Annotated in this window: 15 protein-coding genes and 1 tRNA gene; 7 read left to right on the top strand and 9 right to left on the bottom strand. The window is 49.9% G+C overall.

The genetic code is table 11. The annotated features are described in order from the left end of the window. Nucleotides 1-59: 59 nt before the first annotated feature. Complete coding sequence (locus tag AC566Q_RS02330; protein WP_499613212.1) at nucleotides 60-3,491, bottom strand: hybrid sensor histidine kinase/response regulator; 3,432 nt, start codon at nucleotides 3,489-3,491, stop codon at nucleotides 60-62. Nucleotides 3,492-3,746: 255 nt separating this feature from the next. Between AC566Q_RS02330 and AC566Q_RS02335 the strand changes: the two genes are divergently transcribed. The 6 genes from AC566Q_RS02335 (at nucleotide 3,747) to AC566Q_RS02360 (ending at nucleotide 9,717) form a co-directional block, all read left to right on the top strand. Next, complete coding sequence (locus tag AC566Q_RS02335; RefSeq protein ID WP_296050322.1) at nucleotides 3,747-4,013, top strand: DUF4212 domain-containing protein; 267 nt, start codon at nucleotides 3,747-3,749, stop codon at nucleotides 4,011-4,013. A 4-nt stretch (nucleotides 4,014-4,017) separates the two neighbouring features. After that, nucleotides 4,018-5,742, top strand: coding sequence for a sodium:solute symporter family protein (locus tag AC566Q_RS02340; RefSeq protein WP_105933790.1), 1,725 nt, complete (start codon nucleotides 4,018-4,020; stop codon nucleotides 5,740-5,742). A gap of 182 nt (nucleotides 5,743-5,924) precedes the next feature. Then, nucleotides 5,925-7,757 carry a putative nucleotidyltransferase substrate binding domain-containing protein gene (locus AC566Q_RS02345; RefSeq protein ID WP_499613215.1) on the top strand — a complete coding sequence of 611 codons (1,833 nt, stop codon included), beginning with the start codon at nucleotides 5,925-5,927 and terminating at the stop codon, nucleotides 7,755-7,757. 1 nt (nucleotide 7,758) lies between these two features. Continuing rightward, nucleotides 7,759-8,466 (top strand): 3'-5' exonuclease, encoded by a 708-nt coding sequence (locus tag AC566Q_RS02350; RefSeq protein ID WP_105933791.1) that lies wholly within the window; start codon nucleotides 7,759-7,761, stop codon nucleotides 8,464-8,466. 63 nt (nucleotides 8,467-8,529) lie between these two features. Further along, a tRNA-Leu gene (locus tag AC566Q_RS02355) sits at nucleotides 8,530-8,616 on the top strand. Between the two features lie 552 nt (nucleotides 8,617-9,168). Then, complete coding sequence (locus AC566Q_RS02360) at nucleotides 9,169-9,717, top strand: YaeQ family protein (RefSeq protein WP_105933792.1); 549 nt, start codon at nucleotides 9,169-9,171, stop codon at nucleotides 9,715-9,717. 62 nt (nucleotides 9,718-9,779) lie between these two features. On the opposite strand, the gene AC566Q_RS02365 is transcribed toward AC566Q_RS02360, so the two are convergent. From AC566Q_RS02365 to grxB, 7 genes are all read right to left on the bottom strand, one after another. Continuing rightward, nucleotides 9,780-10,547: a hypothetical protein gene (locus AC566Q_RS02365; protein WP_499613219.1), complete on the bottom strand. Its 768-nt coding sequence runs from the start codon at nucleotides 10,545-10,547 to the stop codon at nucleotides 9,780-9,782. Nucleotides 10,548-10,714: 167 nt separating this feature from the next. Further along, on the bottom strand, nucleotides 10,715-10,999 hold the full coding sequence (locus AC566Q_RS02370) for a hypothetical protein (RefSeq protein WP_499613222.1): 285 nt from the start codon (nucleotides 10,997-10,999) through the stop codon (nucleotides 10,715-10,717). A gap of 68 nt (nucleotides 11,000-11,067) precedes the next feature. Then, nucleotides 11,068-11,817: an alpha/beta fold hydrolase gene (locus AC566Q_RS02375; protein WP_499613225.1), complete on the bottom strand. Its 750-nt coding sequence runs from the start codon at nucleotides 11,815-11,817 to the stop codon at nucleotides 11,068-11,070. A gap of 110 nt (nucleotides 11,818-11,927) precedes the next feature. Beyond that, complete coding sequence (locus AC566Q_RS02380; protein ID WP_499613228.1) at nucleotides 11,928-14,747, bottom strand: M16 family metallopeptidase; 2,820 nt, start codon at nucleotides 14,745-14,747, stop codon at nucleotides 11,928-11,930. A 346-nt stretch (nucleotides 14,748-15,093) separates the two neighbouring features. Next, complete coding sequence (locus AC566Q_RS02385; protein ID WP_499613230.1) at nucleotides 15,094-17,157, bottom strand: amidohydrolase family protein; 2,064 nt, start codon at nucleotides 17,155-17,157, stop codon at nucleotides 15,094-15,096. A gap of 54 nt (nucleotides 17,158-17,211) precedes the next feature. Beyond that, a complete protein-coding gene (locus AC566Q_RS02390) occupies nucleotides 17,212-19,194 on the bottom strand; it encodes a methyl-accepting chemotaxis protein (protein ID WP_499613232.1) in 1,983 nt (660 codons plus the stop codon). Between the two features lie 207 nt (nucleotides 19,195-19,401). Further along, nucleotides 19,402-20,046: a glutaredoxin 2 gene (gene grxB / locus AC566Q_RS02395; RefSeq protein ID WP_499613234.1), complete on the bottom strand. Its 645-nt coding sequence runs from the start codon at nucleotides 20,044-20,046 to the stop codon at nucleotides 19,402-19,404. A gap of 91 nt (nucleotides 20,047-20,137) precedes the next feature. Here grxB and AC566Q_RS02400 point away from each other — a divergent pair, with 91 nt between their 5' ends. Continuing rightward, the gene (locus AC566Q_RS02400; RefSeq protein WP_499613237.1) at nucleotides 20,138-20,779 is read left to right on the top strand and encodes a LysE family translocator; all 642 of its coding nucleotides are present in this window, start codon (nucleotides 20,138-20,140) and stop codon (nucleotides 20,777-20,779) included. Between the two features lie 14 nt (nucleotides 20,780-20,793). Here AC566Q_RS02400 and AC566Q_RS02405 read toward each other — a convergent pair whose 3' ends face one another. Then, nucleotides 20,794-21,561 (bottom strand): ParA family protein, encoded by a 768-nt coding sequence (locus tag AC566Q_RS02405; protein WP_499613240.1) that lies wholly within the window; start codon nucleotides 21,559-21,561, stop codon nucleotides 20,794-20,796. Nucleotides 21,562-21,633 lie beyond the last annotated feature (72 nt).

The following is a 21,633-nucleotide window of genomic DNA, read 5'->3' on the forward strand; positions in this document are numbered from 1 at the left end:
TATTGTTTATAGCATACGCCTAAAAAAGGGCCGCTGTCACGGGGAGATGCTGCCCACAATTAGTGGGCAGATTTAATATACCGGGTCATACTTTTCAGCAAAGCGCGCAGCTTGGCCGGTTTAATGGGTTTGCTCAGATAATTCACCCCTTGTTCCTTACAGCGGGTCACTACATCCTCATCGTGAGTGGCGGTAACCAGTGAGGCAGGCAGCACAATATCGAGATGCTGACGAATAGCGTCAATTAAATCCAGACCATTCTGATCGTTGCCAAGCTGGTAATCCATCAGCAAAATTTGCGGCGAGAAAATATCGGCCTGAGTGATAGCGTCGTCCCAGTTATCCGCAAGCACTGTACTGACACCCCATTTTTCTAACAGGGTTTGCAGTGCGTCGAGGTTTTCCTGCTGGTCGTCCACACACAGTACCCTTAAACCGCGGAAGGACGCGGTGGGGTTGGCCAGCGACGTATTCTTTGAGATCTGAGGCTGGGTTATAGGGAAGCTTAATGAGAAACAACTGCCCCGGCCCACTTCAGATTCCACTTTTACCTTACACTGCATCTGCTGGCTTAAGCGTCTTACTACACCCAAACCCAGACCGATGCCATGCTCGGAGCTTTCATTGGTGCGATAGAAGTCGCTAAAGATGAGCGCCTGTTGCTCCTTGGAAATACCAATGCCGGTATCACGAATTTCAATCAGTAATTTGCCACCGCGTTTACGGATAGAGAGCAGTACTTTACCTGAGTTTGTGTATTTCACCGCATTAGACAGCAGGTTCTGAATAATTCGATACAGGAAGGTTTTATCGGCATAGACCCAGCAGTCCAGGATGCGGGTACGCAGGATGAGGCCTTTATCCTTAGCCCGCATAGATAATTCATCGACAATGGGATCACATAAATCCTTAATGTTTACCGGCTCAGGGTTAGGTTTGAGCTCGCCCTGATCGAGGCGGGAAATATCCAGCAGAGTGGCTATCAGCGCCTCACTGGAGGTTACCGAGTGGTTGAGTTTGTTGACAATGTTATTCACCGCCTCCGGCAATTTAGCCTCCTGCAAGGCTGAAACATATAGCTTGGCCGCGTTTAGCGGCTGTAATACGTCGTGGCTGGCCAGCGCCAGAAAGCGGGTTTTACTGGCATTGGCATCTTCGGCCTGTTTACGGGCCCGGATGAGTTCTTTCTCTACGCCGCGGCGACGCTCAATCTCGAGGCGTAATTCGGCGTTAATCGAGTGCACTTCTTCCGTGCGCTTTTTAATGCGCAACTCAAGGTCGATATTGGACTCTTCCAGCGCCTGCTGGATTTCCACGTGCCCGGTAATGTCATTAAAGCTAGTTACGAAGCCACCACCAGGGAGCGGGTTGCCAACCATTTCAATAACCCGGCCGTCGCTGCGCTGGCGGGTAAACCGGTGTGGCGTACCGGAACGCAAATGTTCCAGGCGTTTCTCGATTTCGTCTTCAATATCATTTACCCCGAATTCGCCACGTTCAGCATTGTAGCGAATGAGTTTTTCTATCGGCATTCCGACCACTAAAAAGTCTTCCGGGTAGGTGTACAGCGTGGCGTACTGTTTATTCCAGGCCACCAGATTCAGGTGTTTGTCGATGACGCTGATACCCTGATCCATGTTTTCCAGTGAGGTAAGCAGGGCCGTCATATTAAACTGCATGGCCTGGGTAGTGTCGTCAAAGAAGTTAATCACTTCGGTAAAGTCGAGCTTTTTACCGCGTAATACACTGTCGATTAGCGCTTTGGCACTGGATGCCCCGATTACTCCGCCAAGTGCCCGTTCGCAGAAAGCCATAAAGGCTTCATCCGGTACCTGAGAGCTTTCTATGGTGGTGTGGTGAAGTTGCTGGTATTCGTTAACCAGTTGCTTACAGCGTCCGGTGCCCATAAACGTGGAGAGCAGTGTGATCAAATCGGCAATGGTCACGTTGACACTCTGATTTTTAAGCGGGGTATTACGGACCTCGGCCGGTGATACAAAGGCTTCGGCCTGAATCCGGTCAATCAACCGGGCCGGGGCAAACCAGGAGAACAGGCAATAGGCGATGGTGTTGGCGATAAGACTGATGATAGCGCCCTGGCTTAGCAATTCACTTTGTTCAAAGTCTGACGAGGAAACATTAACGATCGGCAAAACCAGCCACAGCACCCAGGTAATGAGGCCCACCACCAGCCCGGCATAGACGCCGTGAGCATGGCCTCGTTTCCAGTACAAACCGCCAATCACAGCGGGCATCAGCTGAATTACCAGTGAAAAAGCAATTAACCCTATGGAGTGGAGCGAACGACTGCCGGTCATTTGCTGATGGTATAAAAACGCCAGCAGCAGAATAATGCCGATGATAATACGCCTGATTAAACGGATACGTTTACCATAGTCGCCGTAGGAGGCGGAATGCTGTTTAACCGCCAGCAACCGGGGCAGAACCACGTCGTTGGTCAGCATAGTACTGAGGGTTAAAGTGGCCACAATAATCATTGCCGTGGCAGCAGATAACCCCCCTACGAATACGATCACCTGGAGCAGGAAAGACTCTGAGAACATAGCCAGCGATAACACGTACGTATCCGGCTCAATAGGGTTATCGGCGAATACAGACTGCCCGGCCATAGCAATAATAGGAATAACTGCTGCTGTGATTGCCAGATACAGCGGGAACAACCAGCGTGCGGTTTTTAAATGGTTCAGGCTCAGGTTATCAACGATCGCTACATGAAACTGACGGGGCAAACAAATGACCGCCGCGGCAGCCATAATAACCTGAGCAAAAAAGGTAAAAGAAGAAAACTGAGACAACGCCTCAGTGGTAAGGAAGTCTTCCAGGATTGGCCTGGTTTCCTGCTCGTACCACGCCTGATAGCCGACGATGGCTACAAGAACCAGCGCTAACAGTTTAATTGAAGATTCAAAGGAAATGGCCAGAATTAAGCCGCGGCGGTATTCGGTAACGTCGGTTTGCTTAGTCCCAAAATAAATGGCAAACAGGGCAATAAAGGCGGTGGCCAGGACAATAATAAACTGGCTGTTAGGCTGATTGGTTAACAGTTTAAAGGTGGCACCTATGGCTTTTAATTGCAGCGCTATGTACGGAATGGTAGCCATCAAAGCGATGATGGTCACCAACAGGGCAACCGCCTGACGTTTGCCATACCGGGACGCAATAAAGTCAGCAATAGTGTTGATATGCTGCTTTTTGCTGACCAGTGTCAGTTTATAAATAAACCGGTAGCCGAGCACGTAAACCAATACAGGCCCAAGTAAAATAGGTAAATATATCCAGGTATCGCGCGATGCCTGGCCTACCGCGCCAAAAAAGGTCCAGGCGGTACAGTAAATGGCCAGTGCCAGCGAGTAGATCACCGGGTGTGAGGTTATCCATCTGGCAGTGGGAGAATTCTTATCTCCCCAGCTGGCGATATAGAATAATAAAAATAAATAAACGAGTGCGAGCGAAACCCAACCGAACGTCATGCCTTGTCCTAACAGGTTTTTAACAAATCTGACTGCATTATAACCAACCCCCTAAGACCTGACCTACGACCATGGTCTCATTTCTTGAATTGTCATGCCCGTCTAGAGTATATCCGAAGCTCCTAATTATGCGGTTTTTAGGCGATTTTGGCGGTTTGGGATTGCTAAAGTAAGCGCTAAAGTCGCCTGAGAAGCTCTCCGTTAGGAAAATGTAAAAATAGAACATCGAATTAACCTGTTGATGAGGACGGAAAGATGGCATTTAAAAGTGATGACGACAAAACGGCGTATTGGAAGGAGAATCTCTCCATCCTCGCCAAATTGTTAGTAGTCTGGTTTGTCGTGTCTTTTGGCGCCGGCATTCTCTTAGTAGATGTGCTAAACGAGATCCAATTCTTTGGCTTTAAGCTGGGATTCTGGTTTGCACAGCAAGGTGCAATATACGTGTTTGTGGTACTCATTTTTGTGTATATGGCCAAAATGAATGCGTTAGACAAAAAATACGGCGTAGACGAGGAGTAATCCAATGGATGTACAATTATTAACCTTTATCATCGTTGGCGCCTCGTTTGCCCTGTATATCGCTATTGCGATTTGGGCTCGCGCTGGTTCAACCAACGACTTTTATGTTGCCGGCGGTGGTGTTCCACCTGTCCTTAACGGTATGGCAACCGCAGCGGACTGGATGTCAGCCGCATCATTTATTTCTATGGCCGGTCTGATTTCCTTTATGGGTTACGACGGCGCGGTTTACCTGATGGGCTGGACCGGTGGTTATGTACTGCTGGCGTTATGTCTGGCACCGTACTTACGTAAATTCGGTAAATTTACTGTACCGGATTTCATTGGTGATCGCTACTACTCACAAACCGCACGTACTGTGGCGGTATTCTGTGCCATCTTCGTAAGCTTTACTTATGTTGCCGGTCAGATGCGTGGTGTTGGCGTAGTATTCAGCCGCTTCCTTGAAGTTGATATTGTTACCGGTGTGGTTATCGGTATGGCAATTGTATTCTTCTACACTGTACTGGGTGGTATGAAAGGCATCACCTACACTCAGGTTGCCCAGTACTGCGTATTGATTTTTGCTTACTTAGTACCTTGTGTATTTATTTCTGTAATGGTGACTGGTCACATTCTGCCACAAACTGCCTTCGGTGCAACGCTGGCTGACGGGTCCGGGATGTACATGCTGGAGAAACTGGACCAGATTTCACTGGCACTTGGATTTGCTGAGTATACCACCGGAACGAAGAGCACCATTGACGTATTCTTTATTACCTTCGCACTGATGGTAGGTACTGCGGGTCTGCCTCATGTAATCGTACGTTTCTTCACTGTACCTAAAGTTCGTGATGCACGTAAGAGTGCGGGTTGGGCGCTGGTCTTCATCGCTATCCTATATACCACTGCACCGGCACTGGCTTCATTTGGCCGCGTAAATATGATTGAAACCATCAATGGTCCGGATCTGGCGGGTACGCCTTACGCTGAAGCGCCTACCTGGATTAAGAACTGGGAAAAAACCGGCCTTATCGAATTTAACGATAAGAATGGTGATGGCAACATGTACTATGCAGCGGGTAGCATTACCGACCCTAACAGCGCTAACGAAGTGAAAGTTGACCGTGACATCATGGTGCTGGCTAACCCTGAAATCGCCAATCTGCCGGCCTGGGTAATCGCGCTGGTGGCAGCTGGTGGTGTAGCCGCGGCACTGTCTACTTCAGCGGGTCTGCTGCTGGTAATCTCTACCTCGGTATCGCACGACTTACTGAAACGAAACTTTGCGCCAAACATCTCCGATAAAGCTGAGCTGGGCTATGCCCGACTGGCAGCCGGTGTGGCGATTGTTATTGCCGGTTACTTTGGTATTAACCCGCCAGGATTCGTCGCGCAGGTGGTCGCCTTCGCGTTCGGTCTCGCGGCCTCGAGCTTCTTCCCTGCCATCATTATGGGTATCTTTAGCAAGCGTATGAATGATAAAGGTGCTGTGGCAGGTATGGTCTCGGGTATCGCGTTTACCGCCGCCTATATCATCTACTTCAAGTTTGTGAACCCGGCGGCTAACGTACCTGCTAACTGGTGGTTCGGCATTTCACCTGAGGGTATCGGTACCCTGGGTATGCTGGTGAACTTCGCAGTAGCTTACGGCGTGTTCAAGATGACTGATGAAGCACCTCAGGAAATCCAGGAAATGGTTGAAAGTATCCGCTTCCCGAAAGGTGCGGGTGAAGCTTCGGCTCACTAAGATTGACTAACATTTAATTAAGAAAAGGCTCACCTTGTGGTGGGCCTTCTTTATTTATCCCTGAGTTGCTTTTTAAGCAGGCAATTCAGGCATAAACAGGGTTGATCCAGCACAGTTTGTTACTGGCTAAAACCCGCTATGCTGTATCTACTAAAAGAGAAAAACGCGACCGGGGACAGCTTATGAGTAGCACGCCACAGCAAGTTATCGATTTTCTGAAAACGTCAGCACCGTTTGACCAGTTGAAAAATGAATTGCGCGAAGAGCTGGCGCAAAAAGCGCGGCTTATCTACCTGGCTAAGGAAAGCCAGGAAACGCTACTCAAGGAAAATGCCGGTCGTCTGTTTCTTATTCAAAGCGGCCAGTTCTCGGTGAAAGACAGTGACGGACCCCAGCGCCACTTAAGTGAAGGCGATTACTTTGGTTTTCATGCCCTGATTGATGGTGTGACCTACCCGTTGGAAGTCGAAGTGGACTCTCCCGGGCTGGTGTATTCGTTTAGCGAGGCCGCGTTTAAAAAATCCCTGGAAATGCCGGAAATCGCCAACTTCTTCCTGGGCACCAAAAGTGAGGCCCTGCAAAATCAGGCGGTGCAGGACTCAAACTCCATGTGGCTGTATAAAGCCCTGTCTGAAGTGATTGAGCGTGCACCGGTAAAAATAGATGTGAATCTGTCTGTACAGCAAGCTGCCGAGGTGATGTCAGAGAGTAATGTGTCGTCGTTGCTGATCACCGAAAATGACAAACTGGCTGGCATAGTGACCGACCGTGATTTACGTAACAGGGTAGTAGCCACCGGCCTGGATGTTGGTCTGCCGGTCAAATCTATCATGACAGAAAAACCGGCCATGATTATTCAGAACCGCACTATGTTTGATGCCATGGCGCTGATGACGGAGCGTAACATCCACCATCTTCCGGTTGTCGATCGCACCACCCGGGAGCCGATGGGGATGGTCACCGCATCCGATGTAATACGGCATCAAAAGGGTAATGTGTTGTTTGTGATTGGTGAGCTGTCCAAGGCTGAAAACCTTTACGAACTTACCCGTCTGTCCTGGCAAATGCCTCATTACTTCGCCACCCATGCCAAGCGACCCGGGGACTTTGATATTGCCGGTAAAGTACTTGCACAGGCCACCGATATCATGACCCGCAAACTGATTAGTTACTACCAGCAGCAACACGGTCCCGCTCCGCTTGATTTTGCCTGGATAGTGTATGGCTCTCAGGCCCGGGAAGATCAGACCATGGGGTCAGATCAGGATAACGGCTTATTACTGGAGCGCGAGCCTAATCAGGAGGAAGCTGAGTATTTTGCTGGTATGGCCGAGTATGTATGTAACGGACTTGGTAAATGCGGGATAAAACTGTGCCCGGGCAATATTATGGCTAGTAACCCGGATCTCAGGCTATCGCTTGATGCCGCAGTAGATGAAGCTAAAGGCTGGGTAGCTCAGCCTACCAATAAAGCCATTATGTATTTTAATATTTTCCTGGATGCCCGGGCGGCAGCCGGTGATGTGGATTTATTCAGAAAAATGCAGATGGCCCGGGCGCCTTTATTGAAGCAGCCTATGTTTTTGGCCGCGCTGGCACGTCAGGCCAATGATGCCTCGGTGCCCCTGTCGATGTTTAAGAAGTTTACCTATGAAAAAGGTCACACCGTTAAAGATGCCATAGACCTGAAGGTGAGGGCTATTGCCATTATTAATAACCTGGTGCGGCTTTATGCGCTGGCAAACGGCCTGACCATGCCGTCCACCCTGGGGCGGCTTGCCGCGCTGCCGGCCGGCGCCGGACTATCGAGCCGCGATGCAGATAACCTGCGGGATATCTGGTTGTTCTTAAACCGCCTGCGCTGGCGTCATCAGCTACATAATAAAGTGACCAATAATCTGGTGTCTGTGAGCGACTTGTCGTCGATTGAAAAACACCAGCTTAAGGCGGCTTTTCAAGCCATAGAGCGAGCCCAACAGGCCGCTGTTATGAAGTTCTCTGGTGGAATGTCCTGATATGTCGACACCACAACAGCCTCCAATCTGGCGGCGCATACAGCAGTGGCTGAGCGGCGGAGCAGCGCTACCAGAGAGTCGTAAACACCAAATGCTCAGGGATGTCCCCTTGCTGGCGGTGGATCTGGAACTGACCTCGCTGGACCCACAGAAAGCCAAGATAACGTCGATTGGCTGGACTGAAGGGAAAGCGGGCAGTATCGATCTGAGCAATTGCTATTATGCGGTGGTCAGGGCATCCGGCGATTTGGAACAAAGCCCGGTTATCCATGGCCTGACAGCTGATGAAATTGCCCGGGGAGCACATATTAAAGAGGCGCTTGAGCAACTGGTGCCGTATGCGCAAACCCATGTCTGGGTATTTCATAACGCCGGGCTGGACTTAGCTGTACTGGATAAAGTGCTGGCCGCTAACGATATGTATCTGCCAGAGGTGATTACCATTGATACGTTGAAGCTGGCGGTGTATCAGTTGCAAAAACAGCACGACGTACTGCCGCCTAACAGCGCTACCCTGACTGTTTGTCGGCAGCGATTAAATTTACCGCTGGCGCCCGCGCACAACGCCCTTGATGATGCGATGGCCACTTTGCAGCTCTGGTTTGCGCAATATTACAGCATGGACCCCAGCGGCAAGATGAGTTTGCAGGATATTGCCCACACTCAGGCAGTCGGATGCAAAAATTTAGGAAAAAGTTCGAATAAGTGATTGACAAGATTAGCCCAAGAGCGTATCTTTCCGCCCGCGTTGAGCAACGAGCTAAACGCAAAGGCCCAGGTGGTGAAATTGGTAGACACGCTAGCTTCAGGTGCTAGTGACCTCACGGTCGTGGCGGTTCAAGTCCGCCCCTGGGCACCATTCCTCGAAAGACGTTTTAAACTTCCTATTTCTAGATAAATTCAAGCTTTTATCAAATCGGCGGACTATTCCAGCCGAAAATCGCAGATTTTCGTCGTTCATCCGTACGCGAAGCAGAGCTTCGCATAAAACGTACGGCTTCACCCACCCCTGGGCACCATTCCTCGAAAGACTCTCAAAAAATCAAACTCCCGATTTATAAAACTAGCAGGACAAGACCTGTTGGTGACTGTTTAATTAATAAAGCTCCCGCTAACAGTTCATATGTGTATTACATCCCTGTAGCACCGTCCAGCCACGCCATCCGGGCGTGTCGTTCTTCGTGCTGCGTTATGCCACTGGCATAACGGTCACTCATTACCCAGCCGAAAATCACAGATTTTCGTCGTTCCTCTGTACGCGAAGCAGTGCGTAATTAAACGCGATTTCAGTAAATTTTAATCTGCGTAGCGTACGCCCTGGCAGAATTGCTGCTAATATAGCGCCACGTTATCCGGCGACATTAATTTTTGCGCCATCTGCCGTTCTCATTGTTCACTATTCAGGATCACCATGGCACTTAAAGCAACCATTTTTAAAGCAGACCTGTCGATCACCGATATGGACCGCAACTATTACAACGACCATAACCTGACCATTGCCCGGCATCCGTCTGAAAATGATGCGCGTATGATGCTGCGAATTATTGCGTTCATCGTGAACGCGCATGAGCGACTGCAGTTCACTAAGGGATTATCCGATGATGATGAACCGGACCTGTGGCAAAAGAACTTCAGTGATGAGATTGAGCTGTGGATTGAATTAGGCCAACCCTCAGAACAACGTATTAAGAAAGGCTGTAATCAAAGCCAGCAGATGCTGATTTACTCCTACGCCGACAACAGCTTTGATGCCTGGTGGAAAAAGGAACAAAACAAGCTGCAAACCCGCAAGAATCTCTCGGTGTTTACGGTGCCTGAAGAACTGGCTTCCACGCTGGAAAACGTCGTGCAACGCTCAATGCAAATTCAGGTTACTGTACAGGACGGTCAGATGTGGCTGACTATCGAAGGGCCGGATGTCACGGAAAGTGTTGAAGTGGCTATTGAACAGCACATGTAGCAGGCGGTAAGCGACGGACGTCTGGAACGTCCGTCGTGTATTGTTCGGTAGCAGGAGAACGGCTAGTTGAACAGACCGTTAAGTTTGTCTTTGCCTTTTTCCATTAACTTGTCTTTTTCTTCCTCAAGTTTTTCTTTGGCTTTATCGGCTACCACTTTTTTCGCTTCGGCTTTTGCCTGTTTAATGGCGTTATCCAGCATTTGTTGCACAATAGCAGCACCCACCTGGTCAGCCGGCAAACCGTCGGGCTTACCAATTGAACCGGCGTTAAAGGTTGGCAGCGTGACTTCATAAGCCTTTTTATCAATCTCAAATTCTCCGGTGTCGAGGTTTTCAAAATTCAGCACCAATTTAGCGTTACTAACGGTGACCTGGTCGACAATCAACTTTGGGCTGGGTGATGAAGGCTCGGCAGGTTGCTCATTGCCGCCTTCAGGCAGGTTGGCGGTCAGGTTGTTCTTAAGCACTACCAGGTTGCCCTGGCCGCTGCTATCCAGTTCATACAGGATTTCCGGGCCGTCTACGGTGACCTCCTGAATACGGTAAGGCTCTTCGGTTGAACCGCCTAAGTCCAGGGTAATACCAGTGAGGCTGAGAGCGTCTTCGTCGCTAAAACCATCCGGATTCTCCACGTCGATATCGTTGATGGTCAGGCGGCCTTCACTGAACGACAAATCTACCGAAGCCACGCTCACCGGGGTGTCTAAATATTTAGTTCCCTGGGTTTCTATCTGCGAGCGGATAAATTCATTGGCACCGCTGGCGAGATACACCACGCCACCCACAATGGCGGCAATCACTACCAATAAAACGATAAGAACTTTTTTCATTACGCTTCCCTTTATCTAATGAGTTATACGCATCCTACTACAAAATACGTAACGGCAAACAATACTCGCGATGAAATCCCTACACTGCTGTTTAATCACTACGGCAAACCGCCTAAAAAGTATTATTTGGCAATGCGTTGATCACCACTAAGGCGGAAATCCTCGCTTTAGGATTCTGAGCTGTTAAATAAACCAGAGCTAAAACTCAGACCGCCCACGCCCAGTACAAAGCCGAAATCGTACCAACCGCCATTGTTGTAAATGGCATAGATTGCTACGTCATCGAATATTAATGAGGCGAGCCAGGAAAAAATAATGATCAGCCCGTGCCACAAGCCGTGTAAAAAGCCCACTTTATCGGCCTGCTGCGCCTCCTCAAAGGTCATTTGATCGGCACAACCAGCAAGCAACAGGACTGCCACGGCCAGCATGATCAATTTGCTCTTTGCCATAAGTATTTCCTTATACGGGGAACCAGTTGGCAGATTAGCAAAGTCTGACCCCGTTGTGCATGACAAAGTCAATTTTTGTGCGATAACAGTTGGGTAATTGCTTGAGCCACGACAACCGGTTGGTCTTTATGGGGTTGGTGGCCAAATTGTTTTGAACGGATATGCCAGGCCTGCTCTGAATTAGCAATCAGCGCCTGATGCAAGGTAAGCCACTGCTGTTTGCCTTGCTCGGTTTCTTCAAAAAATAAGGGGTCTGCTGCGCGGCGGGTGGAAGTGAACAAAACTACGGGTAACTGTGCGGGCAATGGATAGGTGTCGATAGCGGCATCGTCGAGTTGTTGAATCAATAATTGATACTGGGCCAACAGGTGGGCAGGCAGGTACTGCCGCATCATCTCGTCATCTTTGGCAATACGCTGGCTATCAATGGCTTTAAACTGCCGTCGCTGGCTGAGTACGGTAGGCTCAAGTAACACTACACCGTGGATTAATTCGGGAGTAAGCTCAGCGACCTGCGAAACAATCAGCCCGCCGTAGGAATGGCCTACCAGAACGATCTCCTCACCCTGAAAAGGCTTAAGCCGGCTAATCAGATGCTGCACGTCCTCGGCAATGCTGGTGGGTTTTGCATTCGCTTTGGCAATACTCGGGCGGGTATAGGTTATTACTTTATAATCGGCTGGCAGGTGTTTTAACAGAGGACCCCAGCTTTGTGCTGTTTGGCCAAAACCGGCCTCAAACACAACCACTGTGGCAAGCACGGGGCTGGCTGATAACAGCAGAATAAAGGGTAAACAAAAGTGAATGATTTTGTGCATAACAGGCCTGTTGATAAAGGTAAAAACAGCATGTTAGCGGGCAGGGGGTAAAGTCGGGGTCAAACAACCGGGTAAGATTGCCAGCGGCAAAGGCCGCTGGCATACAGAGGCTACAGGCTGTTCATGCTCTGTACCGAAACCGGACCAAGGCCAGCGGCTTCAACTTCATCTTTAATTTTCTCGGCATCACCAATGATAAGCCAGGTCAGCTTATCCGGGTGAATGACCTGTGCTGCCGCTTCATTAAGGTCGTCCAGGGTGAGACCGTTGTATTTTTCTACCAGGGTTTCCGGATAGTTATACTGGCGGTTAAAACGGCTACTGGAAAGCAGACTGCCCAGCACCGAACCGGCAGTTTCAAACTGCCCCGGCAGCGAGCGTACTTCATCCAGACGGGCACGTTCTAGTTCCATGGCCATAGGCGGCTTATCACCTAAGTAACCATTCAGCTCTTTCTTAAGCTCCAGTAACGACGGGCCGGTCTGGTCGGTCTGCACCGGTGCATACACCATAAACGGACGCTGACCACGGGCATCCTGCAGGAACGTATAAGCGCCGTAGGACCAGCCCTTATCTTCACGCAGGTTCATATTAACCCGGGCAGTGAACGCACCGCCTAAGGTCAGGTTCATTGCCTCAATGGCAATGTTGTTGTCGATACCGGTGGGTGGCGCTAAATGGGCAGCCAGGATCAGCGACTGCTGCGAGCCCGGACGGTCAATAATAATCGCCTGGCCCTGTTCAGGTAGTTTGGCCTTAGCGATTTGCTTGCTGCCTTTGCTACCTGATACTTTCCACTTACCAAACTCTTTCTCCAGTTCCGGTTTAATCTCGCTTAAGGTGGTGTCACCTACTACGAAGATAGTGGCGTTATCCGGGCGTAACCAGGTGTTTTTAAAGTTAACCAAGTCATTACGGGTAACCGCCTGCACATCTTCAGCCGTTCCGGTGCCGGTAAATGGGATGCCGTAGGCATGGTCGTCACCGTAAATAAGCGGTGGCAGCAGGGTCAGGGCGATACTTACCGGACGGGTCTTTTGCTGAGCAATATTACTTAAGATAAGCGCACGCTGACGCTCAATTTCTTCCTTGTCAAAGGATGGATCTTTAAGGATATCACCAAGTAAGGCCAGTGATGGCTTCATGTTTTTCTTCAGCATCGACATGCTGACGGTAGTCGTGTCGAGATTAGAGCCACTGTTTAAGTTAGTGCCCAGTTGCTCCAGCTCGGCTGCCAGTTCCAGTGCGTCATAGTCACCGGCACCTTCATCGAGCATTCGGGTGGTAAAGCTGGCAAGGCCCAGCTTACCGCCTGCATCGGCCGCATAACCGGCATCAAACTGTACTGCTACATTCACTAACGGCACCGTAGAGCGCTGTGCGAAAACCACTTTGATGCCATTCGACAACTCAGTTTCAGTGACTTGTGGGAAGCTTAGCTGGGTTTCTGCATCAATCGATGGCAGGCCAGTGCTGCGGTCAACACCTTCTGCTTTGGCGGTATGTTCTTCGAAAGGCACAAAGGTAATCTGATGCCAGCCATCACCTAGCCACTGCTGGGCCGCCGCCTTAACTTTTTTAGGGGTGGAATCAGCCAGTTCTTCCAATTCGGTTTTGAAGTAATTGGGATCGCCGGCAATGTATTCACCGGTAGCCAGCGTATCGGCCTTACCGCCAAATCCGCCGACTTCCTCAAGGCCACGAATAATCGAGGCGCGACGCTTGGTGGACACCAGTTCAACCTCATCACGGCTGGGGCCTTTACGCAAGAATTCGGCGATAATTTTATCCATTTCGCGTTCAACTTTAGCCGGATCCTCACCGGCTTTTACGTCTACACTGACACCAAAAATAGACGCCATCTGCAGTTCATAATTAAACACCGAGGCGTTGGTCGCAATTTGCTGATCGTAAACCAATTCTTTATACATCCGTGAATTCTTGCCATCGCCTAACACACTTGCAGCAATAAACAGGTCTGTGGCAGTAGGACTGGTATTCTCGGGTGAAACCCACAAACGATAGATACGGGTTTGTGGTACCTTATCCTGCACGACCTGACGGGTATTGGCCTTACGCTCAGGTACCCAAGATTGCCATTTGGCCAGGGCCGGGCCCGGCTCAATATCGCCAAAGTATTTGTCGACCAGCGGTTTGGCCTCGGCGACGTTAATATCACCACTGAGCACTAAAATGGCATTATTAGGCCCGTAATACTGATTAAACCAGGCTTTTACATCGTCCAGCGAGGCCGAGTTGAGGTCATCCATCGAGCCAATAACCGTGTGATTGTATGGGTGGCCACTGGGAAACAGGGCTTCAACCACATGATTAAACAAGGTGCCGTAGGGCTGATCTTCACCCTGGCGTTTTTCGTTTTGTACTACACCTCGTTGCTCGTCGAGCTTATCCTGGGTTACCGCGCCGAGCAGGTGGCCCATGCGATCTGACTCCATCCACAAAATCCTGTCGAGGGCTGGGGTGGGAACGGTCTGGAAATAGTTAGTGCGGTCAAAGTTAGTGGTGCCGTTCAGACCTGTAGCGCCAGCCTCCTGTAATGGGCCGAACCACTCGTCATCGTAGTTTTCAGAACCATTGAACATCAGGTGCTCAAATAAGTGAGCAAAACCTGATTTTCCTTCCGGCTCATCCTTAGAGCCCACTTTGTACCATACCGCTACCGCTACTACCGGCGCTTTGCGGTCTTCATGGACAATAACGGTAAGGCCGTTATCGGTGGTAAATTTCTCGTAGTCGATGTTAATGTCGTCTTTGGCAAACGCAGCAGTTATACATAAACCACTGAGTGCCAGCACACCAACGCCTCTAGTTTCAGGCCTTTGGTGAGGTGCTTGATTACTGTCATGTTTGTCATCCTTAATCATTTTTTTAGCGTTGAGTATCGCCCGGGCAAATATACCAATCCGCATAGTAGTTTAGCCTCTCAGAGTGAGACAAAACGACTTAGATCACGACGCGTTCTCTGCGGCATAGTTATTCTATGTCCAGAGGGCGCAACACAGATGTAAGTCGTTTTGGCCACTCCCTTTGGGCAATGCTGTCAGGTTTTCTGGCGTTGTTATGCTTGCTTGATTTGGAACCACCAAACCTGTGCAACCAAGCCTAGCCAGAAAGCCTGACAGTCTTGCTGAGTGGGCAAACTACTATGCGAATTGGTATTATGCCAGTGTTAAACATAAAGCATTCCGCCAGTTAATAAAGTGCTGGCGGAATGAAAACTGTAAATGTTTGTGAACGGCTCAGATTTGACCCGGTTTATTCGGGAACATGCACCTCAGGTACTTCGGTAAATGGCTGAATTCCAAACGAAGGGTAGACTTCGGTAGGAAAGTAAATTCGACCCTGCGTAGCCACCATGGCAATGGTTTTAATGGCTTTGAGATCCTCGGTAGGATCGCCGGGTACCAGAAAGAAATCGGCCTGCTTACCCACTTCAATAGAGCCGCGTTCTGTACGCCCCAGATACTGCGCCATATCATAGGAGCCACGCCGTAGCGCTTCGGCTGCGGTCATGCCTATTTTTTCAAACAGCTCCAGCTCACGATGCAGGTAAAAAGCGCCGCCCATATCGGTTCCGGGCACCAGCAGAATGCCACGTTTATGCATGAGTGCGAGGGTATCAAGAATTTTCTGGTAAGCGGCCAGATAGGCCTGATCCTCTGCATCGTCTGCGACATTTAGCATGGCGGATTTGGCTGACCGTTGCACGCTAATGGGCATATGGTCTATGTAATCGCGCACTGCCATGGCTGTTACGCCATTACGTGAAGTCATACCATACTCGTGGATAACGGCGGTTGGGTCGTGAGCGATATTATTTTCCACCATTAAATCCAGTATATGCTGCACTTTATCGCTGTTAAGATCTAAGTCGACAAAGCGTTTCATACCCGTAATCCTGAACAAGGTACGGGTGTCCTCTTCCGGCCCCAGCACCCAGCCGAGCATTATCTGATTAATATGGGTTAATTCGTCGTAGCCCGCTTCAATCATCTGATCGGCGCGGTAAAACGCCGGAACGTGGCCTGCTACCCGCATACCCAGCCGGTGAGCTTCAGCGGCCATTTCTTCAACCCAGTCACCGTTCATTGAGTTATAGATTTTAATTTGCCAGTAGCCTTTTTCGGCGTAGCTTCTGACCAGTTCCAGCGCTTTTTCTTTACTGTCTGCCAGCTCTCCGGTGGCTGCGCTGAATTCGCTTACGCCTTCAATAAAGCCGCTCTTGGTAATCGTTGGGCCAATCAGTACGCCGCGGTCAATCTTATCTATCAGGTCTGATAGTACGTCGTCTTCATTACCCATATCACGAATGCCGGTAACCCCGGCCATGACATTCATGATTGCCTGATTGTCGCCCACGTGGCCATGCATGTCGTAAAGACCTGCCACCAGTGTGCCACCTTCGCCTTCGATAAATACTTCATCAGCGCCGGGGGCAGAACGAACGTCTTCGATAGCGGTAATGGTATCGCCGGTCATGACCACCGATACCGGAGCGGTCAGACTAAGTGACTTTGGATCGAAAATGCGCACATTGTTTATCCGCACCGGCTGTTCATATTCATGGGTGACGTTACTGGCGATGTCCTCGTAACGCTGGGTATTGAGGGTGGCCGTTAGTTCGCGCAGGCGGCTGTCTTCATCCTCATAGCCTGTTTTTAATAGTGCAAAACGAGGAGATACGGTGCCTACGTACTGCTGTTGTTCATCGAGTAATATATAGCTCGGGTTGAGGTTGATGCCGCCAACGGCATACAGAGTAACGGCCAGTTCGCCGTCTTTACCCTGTAAGGTAAGGGACTCTTTCGGCGTAACTGTTACCTGCCCGGCCGGTAAAGCAGGGTAGGGCTCACCACCGGCATCGAGAACAGTTTTCGCATAAGTATACAGCGCATAAGGACTGGGGTTCTGGGCAATATAAATGGGCTTGTTGCTGGCATCGGCTTCGCCGCTGCCAGCCGCAGAAGTCCAGCTGGCCTGGCCGTCTTTTACCTCGTAGGTTTCATTAACCTGGTTACCAAATGTTGTCTTTCCGGTGATTTTCCAGCTGATTGGCAAGCCAGCTTCAGACAGTAACAGGGTTTCTTCGCTGCTGGCACCACGGCCGTTATTGCTAAATCCATAGCTGATATCAAGCAGCGTGCCGGACTGGCTGATGGTCATATCGCCCACATCGGTACCGCCAAACAGTACATTGTAAGTGGCGGTTTCAACCTGTGGTTGCTGGCTTTGTGAAGCCGTTGTGTCTGAGCTTACTGGTGCTTCACCGCTACAGGCAGCTAAACCCGTAAGTGTGAGTAAAACAATCAGTTTTCGCATGTTTCATCCTTTCTGTCGTTATTATTCTCAGTATGTCACAAAGCGGACATTAGCCTAATATTTAAAATTACCCATGGTACGCTCAAGCAGCGCATTGTTGGTTTGCAGGTCGGTTGTCAGTGCTTTGAGTTCGTCGGCAATGGAAACCTGATGGGTAGCGGCGTCCTGCACCGAAATCACATCCTGAGCAATTTGATCTGAGGTAACCGACTGTTGCTCGGCAGCAGCCGACATCGCATTGGCCTGTATTTCCACGTTACCGGCGCTCTGGCGTACGGTATTAGCGGTGCGCTCACCGCTTTCGGTTAGATTGAGTGAGGTACGAGCGGCTTCAGCACTTTGGCTTACCCCGCTAATCACTTTGGTACTCACTTGCGCCAGGGTATCGAGTAGCGATGAAATTTTATCGGATGAGCCGCGACTGGCTGTGGCCAGCTGGCGCACTTCGTCGGCCACCACGGCAAAGCCTCTGCCGTGCTCACCGGCCCGGGCAGCCTCAATGGCGGCATTCAGCGCCAGCAGGTTGGTTTGATCTGAGAGAGTGTTGATGGTGTCAAGAATACCGCTGATTTCGCTTAGGTGTTCGCCCATGGTTTTAGCGCTGTTTTCTACATCCTGCATTTGTTCTGTCAGGCTGTGAATCGATGTTTTAATAGTGTTATTGGCCTGGGTCGCCTCATCGGCCAGTTTGTCGAGGGCCTGACTCGACTCCAGGGTATTAAAAGCTGACTGAGCAATTTCCTTACTGGTTTGAGTCATCTGCTCAATAGCAGTAGCTATGCTCATGGCACGTTGTTGAGTTTGTTCTGACTCAGTGTGAATGGTATCGGCCGACTCGGCTACACTGTCGCCCAGCCGGGTGCTGGTATTTACCGATTTGGCTAATCCGGTAATCAAGTCCCGGATCGCCATTAAAGTTTGATTTACCGCTCTGGAAATAACGCCTAGTTCATTGTCGCTATTGAGTTTAACGTTAATGGTGAGGTCGCCGCTGCGGGAGATGTCGTTGAGCCTGTAAGTCAGTGTAGAGAGCTGAGAATTAAGGGTTTTGACCAAAGTGATCACCAGTAAAATAACTACTGCAAATACCGCTCCGGTTACTGAAACCAGGACAATCAGGCTGGTGAGCTCTGCCTGGTATTCAGCCTCCGCACTGGCTTTTACCTCTAGCCAGGTGCCGTCCAGCAACCCTTTTACCAGGCCAATCTGGGCCGTGGCCTGACCAAACCAGTCGGATGCGGCCGGTAATTGTGAAAAATCCACTGAGTCAGCGACTAAAGCGCGGTAAACCTTATCCATAAAGGCTTTTTGAGAAGACCCTGCAACAGCATTAAAGTCAGCCAGTTCCTGACCAGTTAAGGCATTTTTTTGTACGGTAATAAGGTAGTCAATGCTGTCGTGGTATTCCGACAGGTCGTCGGCTAGCTGTGGCGTAATGCTCTGGCTGGCCAGTACACCATTAATTTTGCCGCGTAATTGGCCGAGACGTTCTTTCAGCCACGCGTAGGTCAGGGCGTGAGCCACGGTAGTACTCACATCGCTGTTGGCAATGTTGAGCACCAGCGTATTGGCGGTATCGAGCGCCATACGGTTGACCTTGCTGTAATAAGCGAAAGCCTTGCTGCCTTCACGCCTGTCGACTTGTTGGTGAATGGCACTTTTGTTGTCCAGCATAGCAAACAGACCGCTGAGCTGGTGTTGAATACTGAGTGAGTCAGGCCAGTCCTGGTCAGCAAGCTGGCGTAGCGTATTTACCGATGCACTGGCTTTTTGCCGTTGCTCGAGGACTCTGGCCCGCGCTTGTTCACTGCCTGAGCCCAGAAAACCGGCGGTTAGTCCACGCTCTACCGCGTGATTATGGGCAATTTTTTCAACCGCATCGACCAGTTCTACCATGCGGGTTTCCAATTCATCCTGGTTTAACTGAGTTAGGCTTTTGTTCACTGCGATGCCGGTCATCACCAGCATTAATCCGCCAATCAGGCCGATACACAGTAGCGTCAGGTTTACTATCGAAAAACGCATATATCCATTCATAGTCTGCCCTTCAGAAGGACCCTGGACTACACAACTCAGAGGTATCTTGGTTAACAAGGCTTATAACAGCGGTGTCTGAGGGGAATCTTCTGGTTTATTTCCCGTCACTTAGACTAAAGTATAGTTACAGATTTCGGTTTCGCGAGGATTTGCCTGAGCGATATGAAAAGTGGGCCCAAAGGCCCGTAACAGATTGGCTTTTAAGCATTAAACGGCTTGCTGCCAGTAAAGGTGAATATCGGTCAGTGCGGCGATGTCATCTACATACTGCTCCACCGGTTGTGGCCATTGAAGGCCTTTTACCATGGTCAGGTTACGCAGGAACGGGAAAGTAAGCACATCATCCATGCCCAGGCTTGCAGAGGCCTTCAGCGGTGGCAGTTTGCTGAGCATTTCATTCACCCGGGCAATGTAGTGTTCTGACTGCGACATGGCTTCGGCAAAGGTCATGGCAATCACTTTTTCTTTTTTCGCCTGAAAATAGTCACGGGCCGCTGCGGTTGCAAACTCCGGTTGGTCGATAAGGATATTGCGCGGGAAGAGTAAACCGTTCATATCGCTGCTATATTCGCTTAGCAAAGCAGTAACTTTTTCAGCTTGTTGTGCTGGCTGTAACTGTTTATCGGCAGGGGCCAGAGACAATATTTTAGCAACAATATCCAGGCTTTCGCCCATTGCGCTGCCATTATCGGGTTGTAATATCGGCACCATTTTTTTACCAATCAACTGGTGACAGGTCTCATCGTCGTCGTTAAGCAGCAGTACCTTCTTGTGAGGAACACCGGTATAGTTGGCTACCATATCGGCGCGCACGCAAAACGGGCAGTGTAAATATTGATACAGGGTGAACATTGAGACACTCCTTTTGGCTGAATTTGTTGATAAACTATAACGTATTCACCTTACACATTTCATTTTTCAAAGATAATAAGTTATTCATTTCATGACCTTAACGCCTGATACCCTTATGGCCTTTGTAGTAGCAACGCTGATCATCAGTTTGTCGCCCGGCCCCTCCAATCTGTACATTATGGCTTGCACGCTGGGTTCAGGCCGTACCGGCGGCACCGCTGCAGCACTGGGCATGGCAGTAGGGTCTTCCAGTTATGCCATTGCCACGGCTTTTGGACTGGCGGCCGTTATAGCTTATGTCCCTGTGGTATTTACGGTGATAAAGGTGCTGGGCGCGCTGTATCTGATATATCTGGGTGTTAACGCGTTACGTTTTGCCGCGGCTCCCCATCTGCGCAAGCCTGTTCAGGCATCGACCCGGCGGATTGTTTCCAGAAGCTTGCTGGTAGAACTGAGTAACCCTAAAACCGCGCTGTTTTTTATTGCCTTTCTACCGCAGTTTACCCATGCAACCGGCGATGTATTGATTATGGATTTGCTGGTCCTGGGGCTGTTATTCAGTGTAATTGCACTCTGTTGTGATTTGCTGGTGGTGCAACTGTCGCATCAATTGGGGCGTTGGATGGCAAAGAATCCACGCATTGCGGTGCGTCAGGAACAACTGGTCGGGCTGATTTTTCTTGTCCTGGGCGCCACCCTGCTGCTGGACTTTGGCCAGACAGCAACGGTTTAGTCAGCCGGCCAACCTTAACTGCCTTCTACCTCATCGAACAGCGCCGCAATTTGCTTGGTTACCTTATGGCTGGGCATTAAAAATGGTAGCGGTGTACGATGGGAGTGGGATTCTTTCACTTTCACAGAGCTGCTCAGCCGGGTTTGAAACAAGGGCAAGCCTTTTGCCTGTAACTCACCAATCAGCGCTGCTGGCAGCTTGGCCTGAGCGTTATACTGATTGATCACCACGCCGGATAGTGCCAGTGACTGGTTGTGGTCTTCTTTGATTTCCATAACATTTTCCAGCAGGCGTTCAATGGCCTGGGCAGAAAAATGATCGCAATCAAAGGGTACCAGAAATTCATCGGCAGCAATCAGTGCTGCTTTGGAGTAAAAGTTAAAATTGGGCGGTGTATCAATATAAATGCGTTCAAATTCTTCACTTAGCGCTTCGAGGGTCTCGCGCAATTTGAACATCTTGTAGCGTGATTCCAGTTCTCGCTCAATGGTGGTGAGAGTTGGATCTGCTGGCAAAACAAACAGATTTTCGAAAGCCGTTTCCTGCACAAATGCCGTGGGCGGTTGGGGCTTGGAAAACCAGCCGACAATTTGCTTAAACATGTCGGCCACGGTGAGGGTCTCTTCGCTAATATCGATGCCTGCATAGTGGGTGCTGTTACCCTGAGCATCGAGGTCAACCAACAGGGTTTTATATCCTCTTAAGGCACTTTCTGCTGCGAGATTGGTGCTGATGGTTGATTTGCCAACGCCGCCTTTTTGATTGAATACCACCCGTTTCATGTGACTCCCTTTTTTTTCCTCATCGATCGATGAGATGCAGACCCGCTGTATAAATAACCGCCGCTTTCAGCA

It is taken from the genome of Alteromonas sp. H02, from assembly GCF_059682525.1.